Raw genomic sequence first — 17,567 nt, forward strand, 5'->3', positions numbered from 1 at the left:
CAGTGCGCTTTGTACTTCTACGGCGTTACCGATCGCATTATGGGGATGCCGCGGAGGGCGGGTGTGCAGATCGTTGACGAACTCGGTGACAATGTAGGCCATGTCCTGACCTTCAAGCCCGGCAGAGCTAAGCTCCATCTCCGATTGCTTAATGCCCTTCGCGCTCCTTGGCTTCGGCATGGCGGAGATGAGGTCGGACCGCCGTCTTTTCTCGATTACGATGTCAGTAGGACGCCCGTCGTCATCCAGTTCCCAATGTTGTTCCGGAATTTTGTACGGCGAGTTTAGAATCGGCTGCTCAAAAAATGACATTATTCGCTCTAAAATTGTTTTCGGCACTAAAGCAAAGACTTGCGCGCGAAGCAATGGCTGCTCTGCCGAGCCGTTGGCAACCGACTACCATTCGCATTGGTCGGTAACCCATCAAGAAGGTGAACTGTCTTAAAAAAGAATTCCCCAGCCGGGCGAAAAATCCGGCTCTTGAGGTTACCCTGAACTATTCGGCGTTTCCGAATTTGCAGTCTTGATAGTCGGAAGACATACATCAGGTTACGAGTCGCTGAGCCTCTCCCAGCTCTGCGGATGTCAGCCTCTTCCCTATTTCGCAATGAGATCTTCGTCTCAAGAGCGGTCAGGAAGAGGAGCCGATGATCGGCGCTGCGGCGTTTGCACGATTCGTCGGGATGCGTCGCGAAGGTTGATGATCCGGAAGACCTCCGAGAAGGCATTCATGCGATGGAATGGCATGCTTGAGTTTCAGGAAGTTCTTGAAAAAGCTCTCTTTTGCACGACCAAATGCGGCCATCTCCGCGCGGGATGTCGACCCACACAAGACCAAAACGAAGGCGATAACGAGCAATTCCCCAAGGTCGTAGCGCACGTTACGCGCGCGCGGATCAGGAACTTCATCGAAGGCGGATAGAAAAATATGCATGACGATGAGCACCCGATGAAAACAACCACCCATCCAGAACCCATCCCGCCATCACCTGCAAGATCAATCTTATACCCACTCAGTTCCAAACGCGATTCCCCTGATGAAGCCACTCAGTGAGGGAAATTATCAATCAAATTGAGCCCCCTGAAAAAGGAGCCCAATGAGCCATTTTTTTGTTGGCAGTATCACCTCATAAGGCGACATATTAGACGATCAGCGTTGGCGCGATCCATCAGCTTTCGGCGAGCATCTACAAATGAGATGATAAGCAGCTCCAGAGTTTGAAGTGCGCTGCCTTTATCGGTAAAAACCGTTAACTGTTGCATTTCACAAATGGCACCGTCTTCATCATAACCGATGACTACAGGTTCAGTACGAGTTCCGCGGGCTTCTTGAAAAATTTCAGAGCCAATATCACTTTGAATATTACGAATTGTCACTTGGTCCTTTCCGTCGCTGAGATCGCCAACTTGTAAACGACGCAAAAGCGCGTTGACATCCGCAAGTGAAGCAGTTTGCCTCCCAGCGTAGGACATTTCCTCGAGAGCCTCGCAAACTTCGCGTCCGAGACGAACGGCGAGCATAGCAAGTTCTTCGATTTTCTGGCTTTTGAGCTGTTCAGGTTTCATGGGGTATCCTTCTCTGGCCGTGCGCCTTATCGGCGCTCAAGGCGATCCCGCCTTAGCGGGACCGGGAATTTAAGCCGCAGCGTCCAAGACAGGACGCCATACCGGGTCGAGATACTCAGCACGCGCCAGAGCCACCAAATGGTCGAAGAGCCCGTCACTGAGTAGGCACACCTCTTCGACGACCGGTGAAGCGGGATCAATTTTCGCAAAGCAAGCGGCCTCGATGCTCTCGAGGTCATCAACTGCCTGAAGCGAAAGCAACCGGTGCAGGTCAACGAATTCAGCGCGCAAATGCCGACACAGAGGTGCTCTTTGCAAAATCTCATTTATCAGTAGGGACGTTCTTTGGGCGGCCTGCTCGCCACCGAGAAGGTGCGCGGCAGATACAAGCGCATCTGCATATTCAGACATGAATTGGTAGACCGCGACGGCGGGGGTAATCTTTGCGCGAACGAGCATGATATCATGATTGGACATCGTAGACTCCATTTCCTTTGGCGACAGCGTAAGTGCTGGTCAAGAAGTTCCCTTTGAATCGGGTTCCGTCGCCAATTTTTTTATTTTTTCGGAGTTCGAACTGCATCGCGGTCTCACCAAGACGACCGCGATGCAAATCGCAACTTCCGGATAGATATCGTTTCAACATCTTTCCGAAGCGTTTCTGAAAGACAGGATATTCCGGGGCGCGAATGCTATCTCGCCTTCAAATTGCGAGAAAAACTCAGACTATCGGGTCACCATTCTTCTCCCCATCGATGGCTATGCGCTTTGTCTGGGAACGACGTAGAGCAGCTTCCATCGAGATGCCTTTCGTTTCTTTCGATTACGCTTATGAAAGGCGCTGAGCTTTGAACAATCGTCCTTGGCGTAAATCCGAATCTCTGTTTTATCGATCTCAATCCTGCCAAAGATAGACCGAAGATAGCTTTGCCGCATCGGCGCGCCTCTCGTGGTCAGGTGTTCCCGCAGCAAAGCAGCGAAAGCCGACACATGCACTTCAGAGATGTCCGCTTCCGGGTTCAGTTGGGCGGCGGTTGCGTCCACAGTTTTTTTTGCGAGTTCATGTTCGACCTTGAGATCTGCCAATCGGTCAGCCAGCACTGGTTCAGAAACGTCCATGATGCCTTTTTCGACCATCGAAAGCAGCCGTGCCATTTTTTCCTTTACCTCGGATAGATGCCTTTGTTGCCGTGATAACCGATCAGCGCGACACACATTACCTGTGGCTTTCCGCTTTACAAATTCATTCAGTAATTTGCTCAATCGGTCAGGGGCGAGGCAGTCTTTCAGCATCGCAGATACAACCAAGTCATCAGTCTCGTCCATGCGAACACGCAGTCCTACGCATGCCGTATCGCCTTTACGCAGCCGTGAACCGCAAGCGTAATACCGATATTTCCCTCCTTTTCCGGTACTCAAAAGCATGCCGCCGCCACAAAAAGGGCAGACAGCGAGTCCCGCTAAGAGAGTCGGTGTACTGATCGTTCTCGGAGGCGTGCTCTTGGGGTTCCGAGCCCTCAGGCGACGTTGGACATCGTCGAACCCCTCTGTGGACACAATTGCTGGAACCCGAACGAGAATGGGTTGCTTATTTCCATTCGAAGTCTCGCGCCAATATTCCCCCTTATAGATCGGATCAGTAAGAAGCCGATGAACAGGGCCGATTCCCCATCGGGCACCATTGCGCGTCTTGTAGCCATTGGCGTTCAGCCACGTGGTTATTTTCTTGACCCCTTTAGGTCCAGACTTCCCGTCACCAAACCGGTAGAGATCGTAAATGTGCTGGACCAACTCCGCCTGCTTCTCATCCAGTACCAATTTCTTCTTAATGGTATTTCCACGTTTTTCGACCCCTACTGCCTGGAAGCCGAACGGCGGGACGCCGCCGCTAAAAAATCCCTGCCGTGCATTTTCAGCCATTGAACGCGACACGTGCTTGCCCGTCTCCAAAGAGTTGTATTCATCAAATTTTGCCAAGATGCTGCGCACCAGATCGCCGGTGGCATCGTTGCTGACCTCCTGCGTAATGCTGATAAGTTGGATGCCGTATTTCGCAAGTTCCCTGGTCCGGAGTTCGAGTTCAACCTGGTCACGGAAAAAACGGCTGAACGAGTGCACCAAGATTACATCGAATGGCGGGTTCGCAACTCGCGCAGCGTCCAACATGTTCTGGAAACCCGGCCTGTTGTCATCCCGGCCCGTACGGGCATCCGAATATTCGCCGACAATCCCCCAACTCTTGGCTGCGCAGTAGTCGCGAAGCTGTCGTCGTTGGTCAGGTATGGACAAGTCCCTCTTTGCTTGCGTTCCGGTGGAGACCCGCATGTAAATGGCGGCGCGGATAATTTTCGTCAATGAGCTTGGTTCTTTTGTCATTGTGACCCCTTTGAGAGGTTGATGTTTATGGTGTCGACACAGGTTTCCCGGTCCCAAAAGCTGGCAGCTTTAAGGTTCGCAAATAGCAATCAGTAATTTTAGTAAGCGTTGAGTGGTGGTTGACGCGGCGCATAGTTGAACACCGCAACAACCAGCACTCATGACGCCAGGTTACGCGTCGATTCTGGTGGCAGAGATTTTACATTCCCAAAATTTCGAGGACTTTATGAAGTAGAAACCCCTCAACGACCTCCAACTCCTCTTCGGATATCTCTAAAATGTTGCCGAGTGCCGCGTCCTCAGGTTCCACTTGTTTCGGCGAGTTTCCCAAAAAATTCGGGCCTGTTGATTTTTCTTTCATGTCCATGTCCATCACATTTCTTGTGATGCGTGAGACGATCACGCGTCGGACGGATCAATTGCTGATGCGGTCAAGAGCGCCAAAAGATAACGCAGTAAGTACATCAAATATAACAATAAAATATAATGTTATAAAGAATCTTATTTTCTTCGTGTTTACCAAAATCAGCCAATATTACTCGATTCACTTCCGAAAAGTAGAGTATCGCCGATGTCCGATTGGGCTCAGCAGCTAATTTTTCCCTCTGAACGCCATATTAAATAGAAATCTGAAACCGTCGGGTTTGGGATGCTCGTCTCGGCCTCTTACTAAAAAGAGGTCGAGACGAACGTCCCAACCCGCGACTCGAAACTCTCCCAAAACGACAAAAATCGATGGTCTAAGCTGACTTCCAAGCTATGCTCTCGACACTAAACGGGGATCCGCAATGACCGAACGCCATACACGAAGACAGACCAGTAACCTGGGCTTGCGCGCCGCACTTTACATGCGCGTTTCGACAGGAGCGCAAGCGAAGAAAGACCTCTCTGTGCCTGATCAGAGGCGACAGCTTCATGAATACTGCGCATCCAAAAACTGGACGATTGTCGATGAATATTCGGACGCCCGTACCGGGCGAGATGACAACCGGCCAGGGTTTCAGCAGATGTTGGATGCAACGCGAGACGGGGACCCGCCATTCGATGTGATCTTGGTGCATTCGTTCAGCCGTTTTTTCCGCGACCAGGTTGAGCTTGAACTCCGAACCAGGGAATTTGCGAAGCGGGGCATTCAACTTGTCAGCATAACGCAGGAAGTCAGCAACGACGCCATGGGCGATCTGGTCCGCAGCATCTTGGCAAAGTTTGACGAATACAATTCTGCGGAGACGGGCAAGCACGTGTCGCGTTCATTGGCCGAGAACGCCCGGCAGGGGTTTTTTAGCGGCGGCGTCCTGCCCTTCGGTTTCCGGGCGGTGGAGGTCGAAAGACGTGGCAGCGCAAAGAAGAAGAAACTTGAAATTGAAGAGGCGGAGGCCGAGGTCGTTCGGCTCATCTTTGACTTGTATCGAAAAGGGGACGGAAAATCTGGACCGTTGGGTGTGACTAAGATTGCACATTGGCTCAACGAGCATGGTTACCGCACCCGCGGTAAAAAACGATGGACCATTTCGATCGTGCACCGCCTCTTAAGAAATCAAATTTACATGGGGGAATGCTGGCGGAAGACGAGCACGGGAACGGGAGAGCCAATCCTGATTACCGTCCCTGCAATAGTATCGTTAGAAGTCTTCGAAGGCATACAGCGAGAACTGTGCTCTCGTGATCCGAAAAAATTACCTCCCCAGAATGTGGGGGGACCGATACTTTTGAACAGTTTGGCGACCTGCGCATCCTGCGGCAGTTCCATGACCATCAGCACAGGCAAGAGCGGTAGGTATCGCTATTACGCTTGTGGTGGCCGGGCGCGCCAAGGCGTCGGAAAATGCAAAGGGCGGCGAGTACGAATGGAAGACCTGGACAAAACCGTTCTGACCGCGATTCACTCGCATCTGCTAACATATTCGGAAATTTCTCGGCTAATCGAGATCAAACAGAAGCACTTGGAGTCAGAGAAGTCGGAAAAAACCGAACGTCTTGTCGGCTATCAAACAAACCTCAGTGAAGCCAAGTTGAAACTCGCACGTCTTCTGACTTTGGTTGAGGGCGGTATCATGGAAAGTTCCGACCCGGCTTTGGCGGAACGGCTTGATGAACTGCGCGCGGAGAGAGATGTTGCACAGCGTGCGGTCAATAATCTCACTTCCGAGCTCAAGCCAAAAGCGCAAATTTCCGAGGAAAAAATTTCGACTTTTGTCGATGCCATGAACAAAGCGCTGTCATCCGGCGATAATCGAAGAAAGCGAAGTTTCCTTCGCATCATCATTGACCGAGTCGAAGTCGACGGTAAAGAGCTTCGCATTCAAGGGAGAAAAGACCAGATTAAAAAAGCAGTCATGCGCGATGAACTTACTGGCACGGCAGTGCCCAGTTTTGTTCGCAAATGGCGGAGAGACAGGGATTCGAACCCTGGGAACCCTTTAGAGGCTCAACGGTTTTCGAAACCGTCCCGTTCGACCACTCCGGCACCTCTCCGCATCGGTGTGGTGCGCTCGTTTAGTCCCGATTGGACGGGCTGGCAAGGGGGGCAGGGGCAGAATTCTGGGTCACGGGGATTTTCATTGTTGCCCGGCGGATTTCTTCTAAGATCAGAGGCGTAAATAACAAAAGGATGCAGTGTGATGCGGGCGCTCTTACGAATTTGTCAGTATGTGACCTTGGCGACGGCCATCGGGATCGCGGGTTTTGCACCGCCCGCACAGGCAGCCGACCACCAGCGCGTCGATGCGTTTCTGGAGGTGACGGGCTTTGACGTGGCGCTGGAAAGCATCCGGCTGTCGGCAGATTCGGCCCCGCAGATGCTGGGCATTGATGCCGCTGATTTCGGGTCTGAATGGTCACGGCTGGTCCGCGAGGTATTTGACACCGATGTGATGCTGCAAATGGGCTCCGATATTCTGTCGGAAACGCTGGATGATGACGCGTTGGACCATGCGGCGGCATTTTACGCCACCGATCTGGGCAAACGGCTGGTTGCTGCTGAAAACGCGTCGCATATGAAAGAGGATTCCGATGCCAAGTCGGAAGCAGGCACCGCGATCCTTGAGGGGCTGCGCCGCATCAATCCCGCCCGTGTCGCCTTGCTGGCCAAGCTGAACGCGGCAAGCGACGTCGAAGACAGCTCGATCCGGGCGATCCAGGAGGTGCAGATCAGGTTTCTGATGGCCGCCGCAGGCGCAGGGGTGATCCGCTTGCAAATGGAAGAACCCGACCTGCGCGAGGCTGTGCGCCGTCAGGAACCCGAGATGCGCGTATCCATCAAGGAAAACGCGCTGGCGGGGTCGGCCTATACCTATCAGGCCTTTTCGGATGACGAGGTCCTGACCTATGCGCAGGCTTTGGAAGACCCGAAGATGCAGAAGGTCTATGCCCTGATGAATGCCGTTCAGTACGAGATCATGGCGAACCGCTATGAGGCTGTGGCCCAAAGGTTGGCGGGCATGCAGCCCAGTCAGGATCTGTGATGCGCCATTTCTTAATCCTTCCGCTGCTCTGGGTGCTGGCCGCGCCGGTCTGGGCCGATGCGCGTGCGCAGGTTCTGATGGATGTCCTCAGGATCGACGAGGTCGCAGTGATCTTGCAGGCCGAGGGGGTCGAATATGCCGAGACCATCAATCAGGACATGCTGGGCGGGCAGGGGGGCGCAGGCTGGCAGTTGCAGGTCGATGCGATCTATAACCCCCAACGGCTGACCGAAACCTTGCGCGCCCATCTTGAGGCAGAAGTGCAAGGCGACATGCGCGAAGAGGTGATCCGCTTTTTCGCGACGGAGCCAGGGGCGCAGGTCATCACACTGGAGAATGCCGCCCGTGCCGCCATTGGCAATGAGGATATCGAGGATGCCGCGCGCACGAAATTCGCCGAACTCGAAGGGACCAACGACCCGCGTCTGGCCCGGATCACTGCGCTGATCGACGGTGGCGACATGATCAACCGCAATGTCACCGCCGCGATGAATTCGAACTATCAATTCATGCGGGGTCTGGGCGATGGCGGTGCGATGGACATGACCGACGGTGAAATGCTGGCCGAAGTCACCGATCAGCAGGACGCGATTACCGAGGACACCACCGGTTGGCTTTACGGGTATTTGCTGCTGGCCTATTCGCCGCTGGAGGATGCGGCGCTGGACCAGTACATTGGATTTGCCGAAACCAAAGCCGGTATTGCGCTGAACAGGGCGCTGTTTGACGGCTATGGTGCCGCCTATGCCGAGATTTCCTATGCCTTGGGCCGTGCCGTCGCGTTGAATATGGTCGCAGAGGAGCTTTAACCCTGAAAACCCCGGTTCGGCGCTTGACATAAAGGGAGCGGTGGTGCATTTGGCAGCTCTTAACCAAGGGTATCCGTTTCGGGTGCCTTTATTATTTTATGATCATCCCGAAATGGGGTGCGCTGTCCGAGGTGGGTTTCGACCCGAAAACACCCGATACGGGGACCACAGGATGCGGAAACGAAAAAGGAATACGCATGTTTGCGGTCATCAAGACAGGCGGCAAGCAGTACAAAGTTCAATCCGGCGATATGCTTCGGGTAGAACGTTTGGCTGCTGACGCGGGCGACACGGTACAATTCAACGAAGTTCTGATGCTGGGCGGCGACAGCCCCGTTGTCGGCTCCCCTACGGTAGACGATGCCGGCGTTCAGGCCGAAGTTGTTGACCAGATCAAGGGCGACAAAGTCATCCACTTCGTCAAGCGCCGCCGGAAGCACTCTTCCAAGCGCACCAAGGGCCACCGTCAAAAGCTGACGCTGGTTAAAATCGGCGAGATCATGGCATCTGGCGCAGGCAAGTCCGGCGCGAAAGCAGCCATCGGTACCGGTTCGGTAAGTGCAGCAGCCGTTGCCGCCATCGAAGCCAACGCCGCTGCCAAGTTTGACGCAGCCAAGCCTGCGAAGAAAACCAAAGCAGAGAAGAAAGCAGCAGCACCAGCCGCTGAAAAGCCCGCCAAAGCAAAGCCCGCCAAAAAGGCAGCCGCCGTTGAAGGCGCAGACGACCTGAGCAAGATCTCTGGCGTTGGCCCGGTTATCGTTGGCAAGCTGCACGCGGAAGGCATCACCACATTTGCACAAATCGCAGAGTGGACAGACGCTGACGTAGAAGCGATTGAAGAGAAACTGTCGTTCAAAGGTCGTGTGGGTCGTGAAGACTGGATCGCACAGGCCAAAGAACTCGCAAAAGGCTAAGGAGAGACACCAATGGCACATAAAAAAGCAGGCGGTTCATCCCGTAACGGTCGCGACTCCGCTGGACGTCGTCTTGGCGTTAAAAAATATGGCGGCGAAGCTGTTATCCCAGGCAACATCCTGGTGCGTCAGCGCGGCACAAAATTCTGGCCAGCAGAAGGCGTTGGCATGGGCAAGGATCACACAATCTTTGCAAAGGTTGACGGCAAGGTACAGTTCCACAAGGGCCTGAAAAACCGCACGTTTATCTCGGTTCTGCCAGTGGCAGAAGCCGCAGAGTAAGCCGTACCTTATAGGGTTTTGAAAAATTCAGGGATCGGCGGAAACGCCGGTCCTTTTTTGCTATTCATTCATTGATGTTTTACCCATCCGGAAAGGAGGGGCCGATATGATACTGATACCATGCCCCGTCCTGTTTGCCGGGATCTGCTGCGCGTCCGGTCACGTGAGCGCCGCAAGGAAACCATCATGAGCGTCGCAGTTGCATCCCTGGCGGTTTTTGCCGTCAGCCAGGTCGGCACGCCGGGCCCCGCCAATATGGCGATGATGGCCACCGGCGCGCGCTTTGGCTTTCGCGCGGCATTGCCGTTTGTGGCCGGTGTGGCCCTTGGCAAGCAGCTGATCATCTGGCCCATCGGTTTCGGCTTGATGGAGCTTGCCGCACGCGCGCCGCTTTTGTTTACCACGCTCAAATTCGCCTCGGCGGCCTATATCATCTGGCTGGCGTGGAAGGTTGCGAACCTGCGCTTGGGGCAGGGACATCAGACCGAAAACGCCCCCGGTTTTGCAGCCGGCCTGATTGTGCACCCCCTGAATCCCAAAGCCTGGGCGATGATTTTCGGCAGCTTTACCGCCTTTGTCACCCCCGGCACGCCAACCCTGGTCGCGACCGCGACAATCGCTGCGATATTGCTGGGCTGTCAGATCATCCTGCATCCGTTGTGGACGCTGGCAGGTGCTGGTATTGCCAAGACCGTTGCCGGCACCATCTGGGAAAGATACCTGATGTGGACGCTGGCATGTCTGACGGTCGCATCAGTCCTATTCGTATTGTTCGGAGGAGGAACATGACGGTGGAAGCCTTGAAAATACCGCCCCAGCCCGTGATCGAGACGGAACGGTTTGACCTGCGCCCCGTGCGCCGCTCGGATCAGGGGTTGATCGAACTTTATGCCAGCGACCCGCGCGTCGCGTTGAACACGGTGTCGATCGCCCATCCGCTGCCCCCCGGCGTGATCGAGGCCTATATCGCCCGTGCCACCGCAGATCCGCGGACCGAAGATGTCTGGGTCATGGATGGCCTCAAGACCGGCGGTTCCGAAGTGATGGGCGTGATATCGCTTGTTAAAATGGACCGTGACCAATCCGAAGTCGGATATTGGGTTGCACCTGCGTTCTGGAATACCCATCTGGCATCCGAAGCCGTACAAGCGCTGGTTCAGGCCAACCCTTTGGGCAACCAGAATATGTTCGCCTCGGTGTTCCGCGATAACCCGGCTTCGGCCAAAGTATTAACCAATGCGGGTTTCCGCTATCTTGGCAATGCCGAAACCTATTGTCTGGCACGCGAGACCTGCGTACCTACATGGACCTATAGCATCAAGCTGTAACCACCTGCGCCCCGGAAAGGCCCCTGAAATGAAGTTTCTCGACCTGTGCAAAGTCTATATCCGCTCTGGCGCAGGCGGGGGCGGTTGTGTGTCGTTCCGTCGCGAGAAATACATCGAATATGGCGGCCCTGACGGCGGTGACGGTGGCAACGGCGGTTCCGTCTGGGCCGAGGCCGTGGATGGTCTGAACACGCTGATCGATTTTCGCTACCAGCAGCACTTTTTCGCCCGCAACGGCCAACCCGGCATGGGCAAACAGCGCACCGGCAAGGATGGCGACGATATCATTCTGCGCGTTCCCGTCGGCACCGAATTGCTGGACGAAGATCAGGAAACCGTGCTGGCCGACATGACCGAATTGGGCCAGCGGGTTGAACTGGCCCGTGGCGGCAATGGCGGCTGGGGCAACCTGCACTTCAAATCCGCCACCAACCAGGCCCCCCGCCGCGCCAACCCCGGCCAGGAAGGCGTGGAACGCACGATCTGGCTGCGTCTGAAACTGATCGCCGATGTGGGCCTGCTGGGCCTGCCCAATGCGGGTAAATCCACGTTTCTGGCCGCAACCTCCAACGCGCGCCCGAAAATCGCCGACTATCCGTTCACAACCCTGCACCCCAACCTGGGCGTTGTGGGCGTGGACAATACCGAATTTGTGGTCGCCGATATCCCCGGCCTGATCGAAGGTGCCTCTGAGGGGCGCGGCCTTGGCGATCTGTTTCTGGGCCATGTCGAACGCTGCGCCGTGCTGTTGCATCTGATTGACGGAACCTCTGAGACCATCGCCGAAGATTACCAGACCATCATCACAGAGCTGGAAAAATACGGCGGCGATCTGGCGGATAAGCCCCGCATTACGGTGCTCAACAAGATTGATGCATTGGATGAAGAAGAGCGTGTAACCGCCCGTGATGAATTGGAAAAAGCCTGCGGCTGCGAGGTCATGATGATGTCGGGCGTGGCCCGCGAAGGCGTCACCGACGTGCTGCGCGCCCTGCGCGGCCAGATTGACGATGACCGCCTGCGTTTCCGCCCCGCCGAGGAAGAAGCACCTTGGCAACCCTAAGCGACGGCAAACGTATCGTTGTCAAAATCGGCTCGGCCCTGTTGGTGGACCGGGCAACCGGGAAGCTGCGCGCCGAATGGCTGCATTCGCTGGCGCAAGATGTGGCATGGCTGAAAGGGCAGGGCAAAGACGTCGTGCTGGTCTCTTCCGGCTCCATCGCCTTGGGGCGCGGCGTGCTGGGGCTGCCGGCGACCACCCTGGCGCTGGAACAATCCCAGGCCGCGGCAGCCGTTGGCCAGATCCGCCTTGCCCGCGCCTATGAAGAAGCGCTTGAACCCCACGGCATCACCACCGCGCAGGTGCTGGTCACTTTGGAAGACAGCGCCGACCGCCGCCGCTATCTCAACAGCCGCGCCACGATGGAGCAGCTGTTGTCCTTGGGCGTCGTGCCGATCGTGAATGAAAACGATACCGTGGCCACCGATGAAATCCGCTTTGGCGACAATGACCGCCTTGCCGCACAGATCGCGGTGACCGTCGCGGCGGACCAGCTGATCCTGCTCTCTGACGTTGACGGGTTCTATTCCGCCAACCCCAATGATGACCCTGATGCCATCCGCTATGAGACCGTCACCACCATTACCCCCGAAATCGAAGCCCAGGCCGGCGATGCGGGGTCTGGCCTGTCCAAGGGCGGGATGAAGACCAAGCTGATGGCCGCCAAAACGGCCACCGCCGCCGGCTGCGCGATGGCGATTTCCGAAGGCTCGCCCTTGCGGCCGCTTCTGGCGCTGGAAAACGGCGCGAATGCCACCTGGTTTGCCGCGCAATCCGACCCCCAAACCGCCCGTAAATTGTGGATCACCGCGATGAAACCGCGCGGCAGCGTCACCCTTGATGCGGGCGCGGTCGCGGCGATGTCGCGGGGCAAATCCCTGCTGCCGGCGGGCGTCACAGCCGTGCAGGGCCCCTTTGCCCGCGGCGACAGTATTTCGATCCTGACGCCCGCCGGACATACGATCGGCTATGGGCTCACCCGTTATTCCTCCCGCGAGGCCGAGATTATCAAGGGCCACCAAAGCTCTGAAATTGAAGAGCTTTTAGGATCACCGGGCCGCGCGGCATTAATCCACAGGGACGATCTGGCGCTGTCTTGAATTCCAAATGGTTTTAAATCCTCGCCGAAGGCCTTAGGTAGTGCTTTACCCGAAATGAATAAAAGTAGATCTGAGACTATGACTTTGGACATGACACAGACATCCGACATTCCCGCGTTGATGGCAGAGATTGGCCGCCGCGCCAAAGCGGCCGCCGCGACCCTTGGTTTTGCCAGCGCCGAACAGAAACAAGCCGCCCTTGAAAACGCCGCCGACGCCATGTGGGCCGCGCGTGCCGATATTCTGGCCGCCAATGCGCAAGACATGGACTATGGCCGTGAAAAGGGCCTGTCAGATGCGATGATGGACCGGCTTTTGCTGGACGAGGACCGGATCAAGGCGATCACAGACAGCCTGCGCAGCATTGCCGCGCAAAAGGACCCTGTGGGCGAGGTGTTGACCGAATGGGATCAACCCTCCGGCCTGCATATCCAGCGCGTGCGCACCCCTTTGGGGGTGATCGGCGTGATCTATGAATCGCGCCCCAACGTGACCGCCGATGCCGGTGCCTTGTGTCTCAAGGCGGGCAATGCGGTGATTTTGCGCGGTGGGTCCGAAAGCTTCCACAGCTCGCGCGCCATTCACGCGGCCTTGCAAAGCGGTCTTGAGGCGGCGGGCCTGCCCAAGGACGCGATCCAGCTGGTGCCCACCCGTGACCGCGCCGCCGTAAGCGAAATGCTGACCATGACCGATACGATTGACGTGATTGTGCCACGTGGCGGCAAGGGTTTGGTGGGGCTGGTCCAGCGCGAGGCCCGCGTGCCGGTCTTTGCCCATCTCGAAGGGATCGTGCACATCTATATTGATGAAAACGCCGACCCTGAAAAAGTGCTCAAGGTAGTGTTGAACGCGAAAACCCGCCGCACGGGCATTTGCGGGTCGGCCGAATGTCTGCTGATCCATGAAAAAGTTGCCCGTACCATCGGCAAGGGTGTGATCAAGGCACTGATCGATGCTGGCGTAGAAGTCCGCGCCGCAGCCCCCTTGTCCGAGATCGAAGGCACCGTTCCTGCAAGCGAGGACGACTGGGGCCACGAATATCTTGATATGATCATCGCCGCCAAAACCGTGCCCGACATCGACGGTGCCATCGCGCATATCCGTGAATTCGGGTCCAACCACACCGATTGCATCATCACCGAAGACGATGCCGCGGCGACCAAGTTCATGACCCGGCTGGATTCAGCAATCCTGATGCATAACGCATCAACGCAATTCGCCGATGGCGGGGAATTCGGCATGGGTGCGGAAATCGGCATCGCCACAGGCAAGATGCACGCGCGCGGCCCTGTCGGGGCAGAGCAGTTGACCTCGTTCAAATACCTTGTGCGCGGTGACGGCACCGTGCGCGGCTAGGCGGGTCTAAAACGACAGGGTAATTTCGGTCTGTGAGATATTCGATGTAATCTGCTGCCCGGCGTCGCGAGCGAGGACGGGCAGCAACCCGAATTGCACCTGCGCCGGACACAGTTTGATGCTGCATGTCGGCGTGGCCAGAACCGCCCAAAGATCGGGATCAATGTTCAGCTTTTCCGTCTGCCCGCGCAAAACCCACCTGTCACCGGATGTTTCGACCCGGATTGACCCGCCATAGGGCATGCCGGTTTCCAGACAGAGCAACGCCAGAAAACACATCCGGACGTCTATGCGTTTTTGCGGGTCAACCGGTGCCCATTCAACCGACCATCTGCTGCCGCGATAATAGTCGCGCAAAATCGCGTTGATTTCGCCCGCTCCAAGCATCTGGTTTGCCGCCGCACCAAATGCCACGCGGAAAAACCGGATGCGCGCGCTGGCACTGTCAACGCTGTCCCCGATCAAGGCCAGTTCCGGGCTGGGACTGACACCGGTCATGGAAAGAAGTTCCAAGCCATTGTTGACAGCGCCTATGGGCGATATCAGATCATGACAGATGCGGCTGCCAATCAAGGCTGCGAATTCGATCTCTGACTCAGGCATTTTTTGCCCACCCTGCTAAAGGACCGCCCATGGATGATCTTAACGCCATATTGACGCCGGGCATGTTAGTTCGCCATCCCGAACATCCGGACTGGGGTGTCGGACAGGTCCAAAGTAACATAGATGGCAAGTTAACAGTGAACTTTCGAAGCGAGGGCAAAATGGTCATAGACAGCTTTCGGGTCGGTTTGACTCCTGTGTTTGATGGCAGGTCTTCATTAGCAAACGGTTAATATCACCGGCAAGGCTGGCAGACCGACGGGGTTTCGGTCACCTCGCGACCAAGGAATGACCTGATGATCATTGAAAAAAACGCAAATTTCGAGGTCGGGCTGGCCCGCACACCGTCCGAGCTGCACGCCGCACAGCGGTTGCGCTATGATGTGTTCGTGTCTGAACTGGGCGCTGGCGGGCCTTTGGTCGACCATGATCAAAGGCTCGAGAAAGACCAGTATGATGCCTTTGTCGACCACCTGATCCTGACCTGCAAGAAAACCGGCCAAGTGGTTGGCGTTTATCGTCTTTTGCGGGCAGGGGCGGCTGAAAAGGCCGGGGGGTTCTATTCTGAAAACGAATATGATCTGACCCTGCTCAAACGCTCTGGCCGGCAGATCCTTGAATTGGGGCGCTCGTGTCTGCACCGCGATTACCGGGGCGGGGCCGCCATGCATTACCTTTGGTCCGGGCTTGCCCAATATGTTGCACAACACCGGATCGAAATCCTGTTCGGTGTGGCCAGTTTTCATGGAACCGACCTGTCAGCCCTCGCGCAGCCCTTGTCGCTGTTGTGTCAGAACCATCTCGCCCCGCCAGAGCTGCGGGTCCGCGCCCGCGAGGACGCCTATCAGAACATGGACATGATCCCTGCCGCCCAGCTGGACCGTCGCCAGGCCATGCTTCAGGTGCCCAGCCTGATCAAGGCCTACCTGCGCCTTGGCGGCTGCGTCGGGGACGGGGCCTTTATTGATCACGCCTTTAACACCACCGATGTCTGCCTGATCATGGACACGACCAAACTGAACGACAGACAGGCCCGAATCTATGGCGGAGCACCGAAATGAGCACACGTTGGGATGGCACTGAAACCCTGCCGGAACACCGGATCGGCCCGATGGGATGGCTGCGGGTTATGCTGCGCGGGCTGCTGTTGGGGGCTGTTGTTTTCTTTGGGCTGTTCATTTTGCTGCTGCTGCGCCTGATCGAACGCCCGCTGTTCGGCCAAGAAAGACCGGTCACGCCGCATCTGACCCAATCGGTTTGCCGCACGGCCTTTTGGATCATCGGGCTGCGCCGCCGCCGGATCGGGTCCGCCATGCAGCATCCCGGCGCGGTTGTTGCCAATCACGCAAGCTGGTTGGATATCTTCTCGCTCAACGCCAGCCAGCGCATCTATTTCGTCGCCAAATCCGAGGTCGCCGGTTGGCCCGGAATTGGCTGGCTGGCCCGCGCCACGGGTACCGTGTTTATCGAACGCAACCCCAAACGCGCCCGCGAACAGACCGAGGTTTTCCAGCAGCGGCTTTTGCACAATCACCGGCTGTTGTTCTTTCCCGAAGGCACCAGCACCGACGGCCAGCAGGTTTTGCCCTTCAAGACGACCCTGTTTCAGGCATTCATGGCCCCCGAGCTGCGCGACGTGATCTGGATACAGCCCGTCAGCGTCACCTATACAACGCCCGACGGGTCCGATGACCGGTTCTATGGCTGGTGGGGGGATATGACCTTTGGCGCGCATCTGTTGGCGACACTGGCAGCCAAGGACCACGGCACCGTCATAACCCGCTACCATCCGCCGCTGAAGGTAAACACGTTCACCGACCGCAAGACACTGGCACTGGCGTGCGAAACGCTGGTCCGGCAGGGGCACCAGATAGATATGGGGCGCGGCTAGGATCAGGTCAGCAGCGCCACAGGCACAGCCAGAACCGTGGCCAGAACATCGGCCAAAGCGATCTCATCGCTGGTAAATCTCCGGTTTTGCGCGGTGCCTGACAGCTCGACCGTGCCCCATACCGCGCCGTCAAACAAAATGGGCACCCCAAGAAAGCGGCCCGGGCTTTGTCCGGTCAGATCGACCGGCTTTTCGATCGGGGTTGCCGCTGTCTTCTCCAGCACGACCAGTGATTTTCGCGCAAGAACCAGCCCGGTCGTATACTTCGCGATATCCCTGAGCGCGACATGCAGCGGGAATATCTCGGACGAGGTCGCACAAAGGACCGTGAGCTGCTTGTCCTTGACCTGCGTGACACAGGCATGGTCCATCCGCAGCGTTTCACAGGCCGTAAGCAGCACCATCAACAGACGGTCGTTGATCGATATTCCCTTTGCCCCAAAGATATTTTGCACCTTGCTGGCGAATGGCCCGATGATCCCGTCCGCCGTTTGCATATCTTCTTGGAAAAAAGGGGGGGGGTCTGATGATCCAAAGGACACTCCTTTCTTAGCCACTCCATCCGCAAGCGAGTGCGACCCGTTACCGGTATCAGGCTATGGTCCCCGAAATCTTTGACGCAGATCAACTCTACCTAGAAGCGCAGCAATAGATCCCATCAACGCGTGTATATTTCACCCGAGAAAGCCAGCCGCCCGGAAACAGCCCTTGTACATGGCAGAATTCCGGCCTATACGCGCGCTACTTAAACCCGCAGTCGGGGTTGGGCCTTTGAGGGAGAAATCCTTGAACGTCCGCCGGTTGGTCCCACCAGGGAT

At 56.4% G+C, this 17,567-nt stretch carries 19 protein-coding genes, 1 tRNA gene and 2 pseudogenes; 13 read left to right on the forward strand and 9 right to left on the reverse strand.

Annotated elements, in window-relative coordinates:
• Positions 1-57: 57 nt before the first annotated feature.
• The 6 genes and pseudogenes from ACSQ13_RS06985 to ACSQ13_RS07010 all read right to left on the reverse strand — a co-directional run.
• Positions 58-312: pseudogene (locus ACSQ13_RS06985) on the reverse strand (hypothetical protein); the annotation flags it as partial.
• Between the two features lie 319 nt (positions 313-631).
• Complete coding sequence (locus tag ACSQ13_RS06990) at positions 632-967, reverse strand: transposase family protein (RefSeq protein WP_295510252.1); 336 nt, start codon at positions 965-967, stop codon at positions 632-634.
• A gap of 155 nt (positions 968-1,122) precedes the next feature.
• Positions 1,123-1,566, reverse strand: a complete 444-nt coding sequence (locus tag ACSQ13_RS06995; RefSeq protein WP_295510249.1) for a hypothetical protein — start codon at positions 1,564-1,566, stop codon at positions 1,123-1,125.
• A gap of 69 nt (positions 1,567-1,635) precedes the next feature.
• The gene (locus ACSQ13_RS07000; protein WP_295510247.1) at positions 1,636-2,043 is read right to left on the reverse strand and encodes a hypothetical protein; all 408 of its coding nucleotides are present in this window, start codon (positions 2,041-2,043) and stop codon (positions 1,636-1,638) included.
• Between the two features lie 282 nt (positions 2,044-2,325).
• Positions 2,326-3,942, reverse strand: coding sequence for a recombinase family protein (locus tag ACSQ13_RS07005; RefSeq protein ID WP_295510244.1), 1,617 nt, complete (start codon positions 3,940-3,942; stop codon positions 2,326-2,328).
• Between the two features lie 199 nt (positions 3,943-4,141).
• A complete protein-coding gene (locus ACSQ13_RS07010; protein WP_295510218.1) occupies positions 4,142-4,309 on the reverse strand; it encodes a hypothetical protein in 168 nt (55 codons plus the stop codon).
• Between the two features lie 481 nt (positions 4,310-4,790).
• Between ACSQ13_RS07010 and ACSQ13_RS07015 the strand changes: the two are divergent.
• Positions 4,791-5,813, forward strand: a pseudogene (locus ACSQ13_RS07015) (recombinase family protein); the annotation flags it as partial.
• Between the two features lie 513 nt (positions 5,814-6,326).
• Here ACSQ13_RS07015 and ACSQ13_RS07020 read toward each other — a convergent pair.
• Positions 6,327-6,417 (reverse strand) — tRNA-Ser (locus ACSQ13_RS07020).
• 146 nt (positions 6,418-6,563) lie between these two features.
• Here ACSQ13_RS07020 and ACSQ13_RS07025 point away from each other — a divergent pair.
• From ACSQ13_RS07025 to ACSQ13_RS07065, 9 genes are all read left to right on the forward strand, one after another.
• Positions 6,564-7,406 (forward strand): DUF2059 domain-containing protein, encoded by an 843-nt coding sequence (locus tag ACSQ13_RS07025; RefSeq protein ID WP_176249076.1) that lies wholly within the window; start codon positions 6,564-6,566, stop codon positions 7,404-7,406.
• Positions 7,406-8,215, forward strand: coding sequence for a hypothetical protein (locus tag ACSQ13_RS07030; RefSeq protein WP_295510208.1), 810 nt, complete (start codon positions 7,406-7,408; stop codon positions 8,213-8,215). The genes ACSQ13_RS07025 and ACSQ13_RS07030 overlap by 1 nt, the downstream gene beginning before the upstream one ends.
• 197 nt (positions 8,216-8,412) lie before the next feature.
• Positions 8,413-9,129, forward strand: a complete 717-nt coding sequence (locus tag ACSQ13_RS07035) for a 50S ribosomal protein L21 (RefSeq protein WP_176249078.1) — start codon at positions 8,413-8,415, stop codon at positions 9,127-9,129.
• 12 nt (positions 9,130-9,141) lie between these two features.
• Positions 9,142-9,411, forward strand: a complete 270-nt coding sequence (rpmA, locus tag ACSQ13_RS07040) for a 50S ribosomal protein L27 (protein ID WP_008225807.1) — start codon at positions 9,142-9,144, stop codon at positions 9,409-9,411.
• A gap of 186 nt (positions 9,412-9,597) precedes the next feature.
• Entirely contained in the window at positions 9,598-10,200 is a 603-nt protein-coding gene (locus ACSQ13_RS07045) for a LysE family translocator (RefSeq protein WP_176249079.1), read from the forward strand.
• Entirely contained in the window at positions 10,197-10,739 is a 543-nt protein-coding gene (locus ACSQ13_RS07050; RefSeq protein WP_176249080.1) for a GNAT family N-acetyltransferase, read from the forward strand. Before ACSQ13_RS07045 ends, ACSQ13_RS07050 begins: the two co-directional genes overlap by 4 nt.
• Positions 10,740-10,767: 28 nt before the next feature.
• Positions 10,768-11,802, forward strand: a complete 1,035-nt coding sequence (gene obgE / locus ACSQ13_RS07055; RefSeq protein WP_295510193.1) for a GTPase ObgE — start codon at positions 10,768-10,770, stop codon at positions 11,800-11,802.
• Complete coding sequence (gene proB, locus ACSQ13_RS07060) at positions 11,790-12,899, forward strand: glutamate 5-kinase (protein WP_295510190.1); 1,110 nt, start codon at positions 11,790-11,792, stop codon at positions 12,897-12,899. Before obgE ends, proB begins: the two co-directional genes overlap by 13 nt.
• A gap of 78 nt (positions 12,900-12,977) precedes the next feature.
• Positions 12,978-14,255: a glutamate-5-semialdehyde dehydrogenase gene (locus tag ACSQ13_RS07065; protein ID WP_176249083.1), complete on the forward strand. Its 1,278-nt coding sequence runs from the start codon at positions 12,978-12,980 to the stop codon at positions 14,253-14,255.
• 6 nt (positions 14,256-14,261) lie between these two features.
• Here the strand turns inward: ACSQ13_RS07065 and ACSQ13_RS07070 are convergent, their stop codons facing one another.
• Complete coding sequence (locus tag ACSQ13_RS07070; RefSeq protein WP_176249084.1) at positions 14,262-14,858, reverse strand: histidine phosphotransferase family protein; 597 nt, start codon at positions 14,856-14,858, stop codon at positions 14,262-14,264.
• A 29-nt stretch (positions 14,859-14,887) separates the two neighbouring features.
• On the opposite strand from ACSQ13_RS07070, the gene ACSQ13_RS07075 reads away from it, so the two are divergent.
• From ACSQ13_RS07075 to ACSQ13_RS07085, 3 genes are all read left to right on the forward strand, one after another.
• Positions 14,888-15,091, forward strand: a complete 204-nt coding sequence (locus tag ACSQ13_RS07075) for a DUF3553 domain-containing protein (RefSeq protein ID WP_176249085.1) — start codon at positions 14,888-14,890, stop codon at positions 15,089-15,091.
• Between the two features lie 63 nt (positions 15,092-15,154).
• Entirely contained in the window at positions 15,155-15,919 is a 765-nt protein-coding gene (locus ACSQ13_RS07080) for a GNAT family N-acetyltransferase (RefSeq protein ID WP_176249086.1), read from the forward strand.
• Positions 15,916-16,749, forward strand: a complete 834-nt coding sequence (locus ACSQ13_RS07085) for a lysophospholipid acyltransferase family protein (RefSeq protein ID WP_176249087.1) — start codon at positions 15,916-15,918, stop codon at positions 16,747-16,749. The genes ACSQ13_RS07080 and ACSQ13_RS07085 overlap by 4 nt, the downstream gene beginning before the upstream one ends.
• A 2-nt stretch (positions 16,750-16,751) precedes the next feature.
• Here ACSQ13_RS07085 and ACSQ13_RS07090 read toward each other — a convergent pair whose 3' ends face one another.
• Positions 16,752-17,246 carry a GAF domain-containing protein gene (locus ACSQ13_RS07090; RefSeq protein ID WP_295510167.1) on the reverse strand — a complete coding sequence of 165 codons (495 nt, stop codon included), beginning with the start codon at positions 17,244-17,246 and terminating at the stop codon, positions 16,752-16,754.
• Positions 17,247-17,567 lie beyond the last annotated feature (321 nt).

Source organism: Sulfitobacter sp. SH22, assembly GCF_965641905.1.
Taxonomy (GTDB): domain Bacteria; phylum Pseudomonadota; class Alphaproteobacteria; order Rhodobacterales; family Rhodobacteraceae; genus Sulfitobacter.

Coding starts and splice junctions, on each gene's coding strand:
- ACSQ13_RS06990 (WP_295510252.1), bottom strand. CDS start 967: ATGGGTGGTTGTTTTCATCGGGTGCTCATCGTCATGCATATTTTTCTA.
- ACSQ13_RS06995 (WP_295510249.1), bottom strand. CDS start 1,566: ATGAAACCTGAACAGCTCAAAAGCCAGAAAATCGAAGAACTTGCTATG.
- ACSQ13_RS07000 (WP_295510247.1), bottom strand. CDS start 2,043: ATGTCCAATCATGATATCATGCTCGTTCGCGCAAAGATTACCCCCGCC.
- ACSQ13_RS07005 (WP_295510244.1), bottom strand. CDS start 3,942: ATGACAAAAGAACCAAGCTCATTGACGAAAATTATCCGCGCCGCCATT.
- ACSQ13_RS07010 (WP_295510218.1), bottom strand. CDS start 4,309: ATGGACATGAAAGAAAAATCAACAGGCCCGAATTTTTTGGGAAACTCG.
- ACSQ13_RS07025 (WP_176249076.1), top strand. CDS start 6,564: ATGCGGGCGCTCTTACGAATTTGTCAGTATGTGACCTTGGCGACGGCC.
- ACSQ13_RS07030 (WP_295510208.1), top strand. CDS start 7,406: ATGCGCCATTTCTTAATCCTTCCGCTGCTCTGGGTGCTGGCCGCGCCG.
- ACSQ13_RS07035 (WP_176249078.1), top strand. CDS start 8,413: ATGTTTGCGGTCATCAAGACAGGCGGCAAGCAGTACAAAGTTCAATCC.
- rpmA (WP_008225807.1), top strand. CDS start 9,142: ATGGCACATAAAAAAGCAGGCGGTTCATCCCGTAACGGTCGCGACTCC.
- ACSQ13_RS07045 (WP_176249079.1), top strand. CDS start 9,598: ATGAGCGTCGCAGTTGCATCCCTGGCGGTTTTTGCCGTCAGCCAGGTC.
- ACSQ13_RS07050 (WP_176249080.1), top strand. CDS start 10,197: ATGACGGTGGAAGCCTTGAAAATACCGCCCCAGCCCGTGATCGAGACG.
- obgE (WP_295510193.1), top strand. CDS start 10,768: ATGAAGTTTCTCGACCTGTGCAAAGTCTATATCCGCTCTGGCGCAGGC.
- ACSQ13_RS07065 (WP_176249083.1), top strand. CDS start 12,978: ATGACTTTGGACATGACACAGACATCCGACATTCCCGCGTTGATGGCA.
- ACSQ13_RS07070 (WP_176249084.1), bottom strand. CDS start 14,858: ATGCCTGAGTCAGAGATCGAATTCGCAGCCTTGATTGGCAGCCGCATC.
- ACSQ13_RS07075 (WP_176249085.1), top strand. CDS start 14,888: ATGGATGATCTTAACGCCATATTGACGCCGGGCATGTTAGTTCGCCAT.
- ACSQ13_RS07080 (WP_176249086.1), top strand. CDS start 15,155: ATGATCATTGAAAAAAACGCAAATTTCGAGGTCGGGCTGGCCCGCACA.
- ACSQ13_RS07085 (WP_176249087.1), top strand. CDS start 15,916: ATGAGCACACGTTGGGATGGCACTGAAACCCTGCCGGAACACCGGATC.
- ACSQ13_RS07090 (WP_295510167.1), bottom strand. CDS start 17,246: ATGCAAACGGCGGACGGGATCATCGGGCCATTCGCCAGCAAGGTGCAA.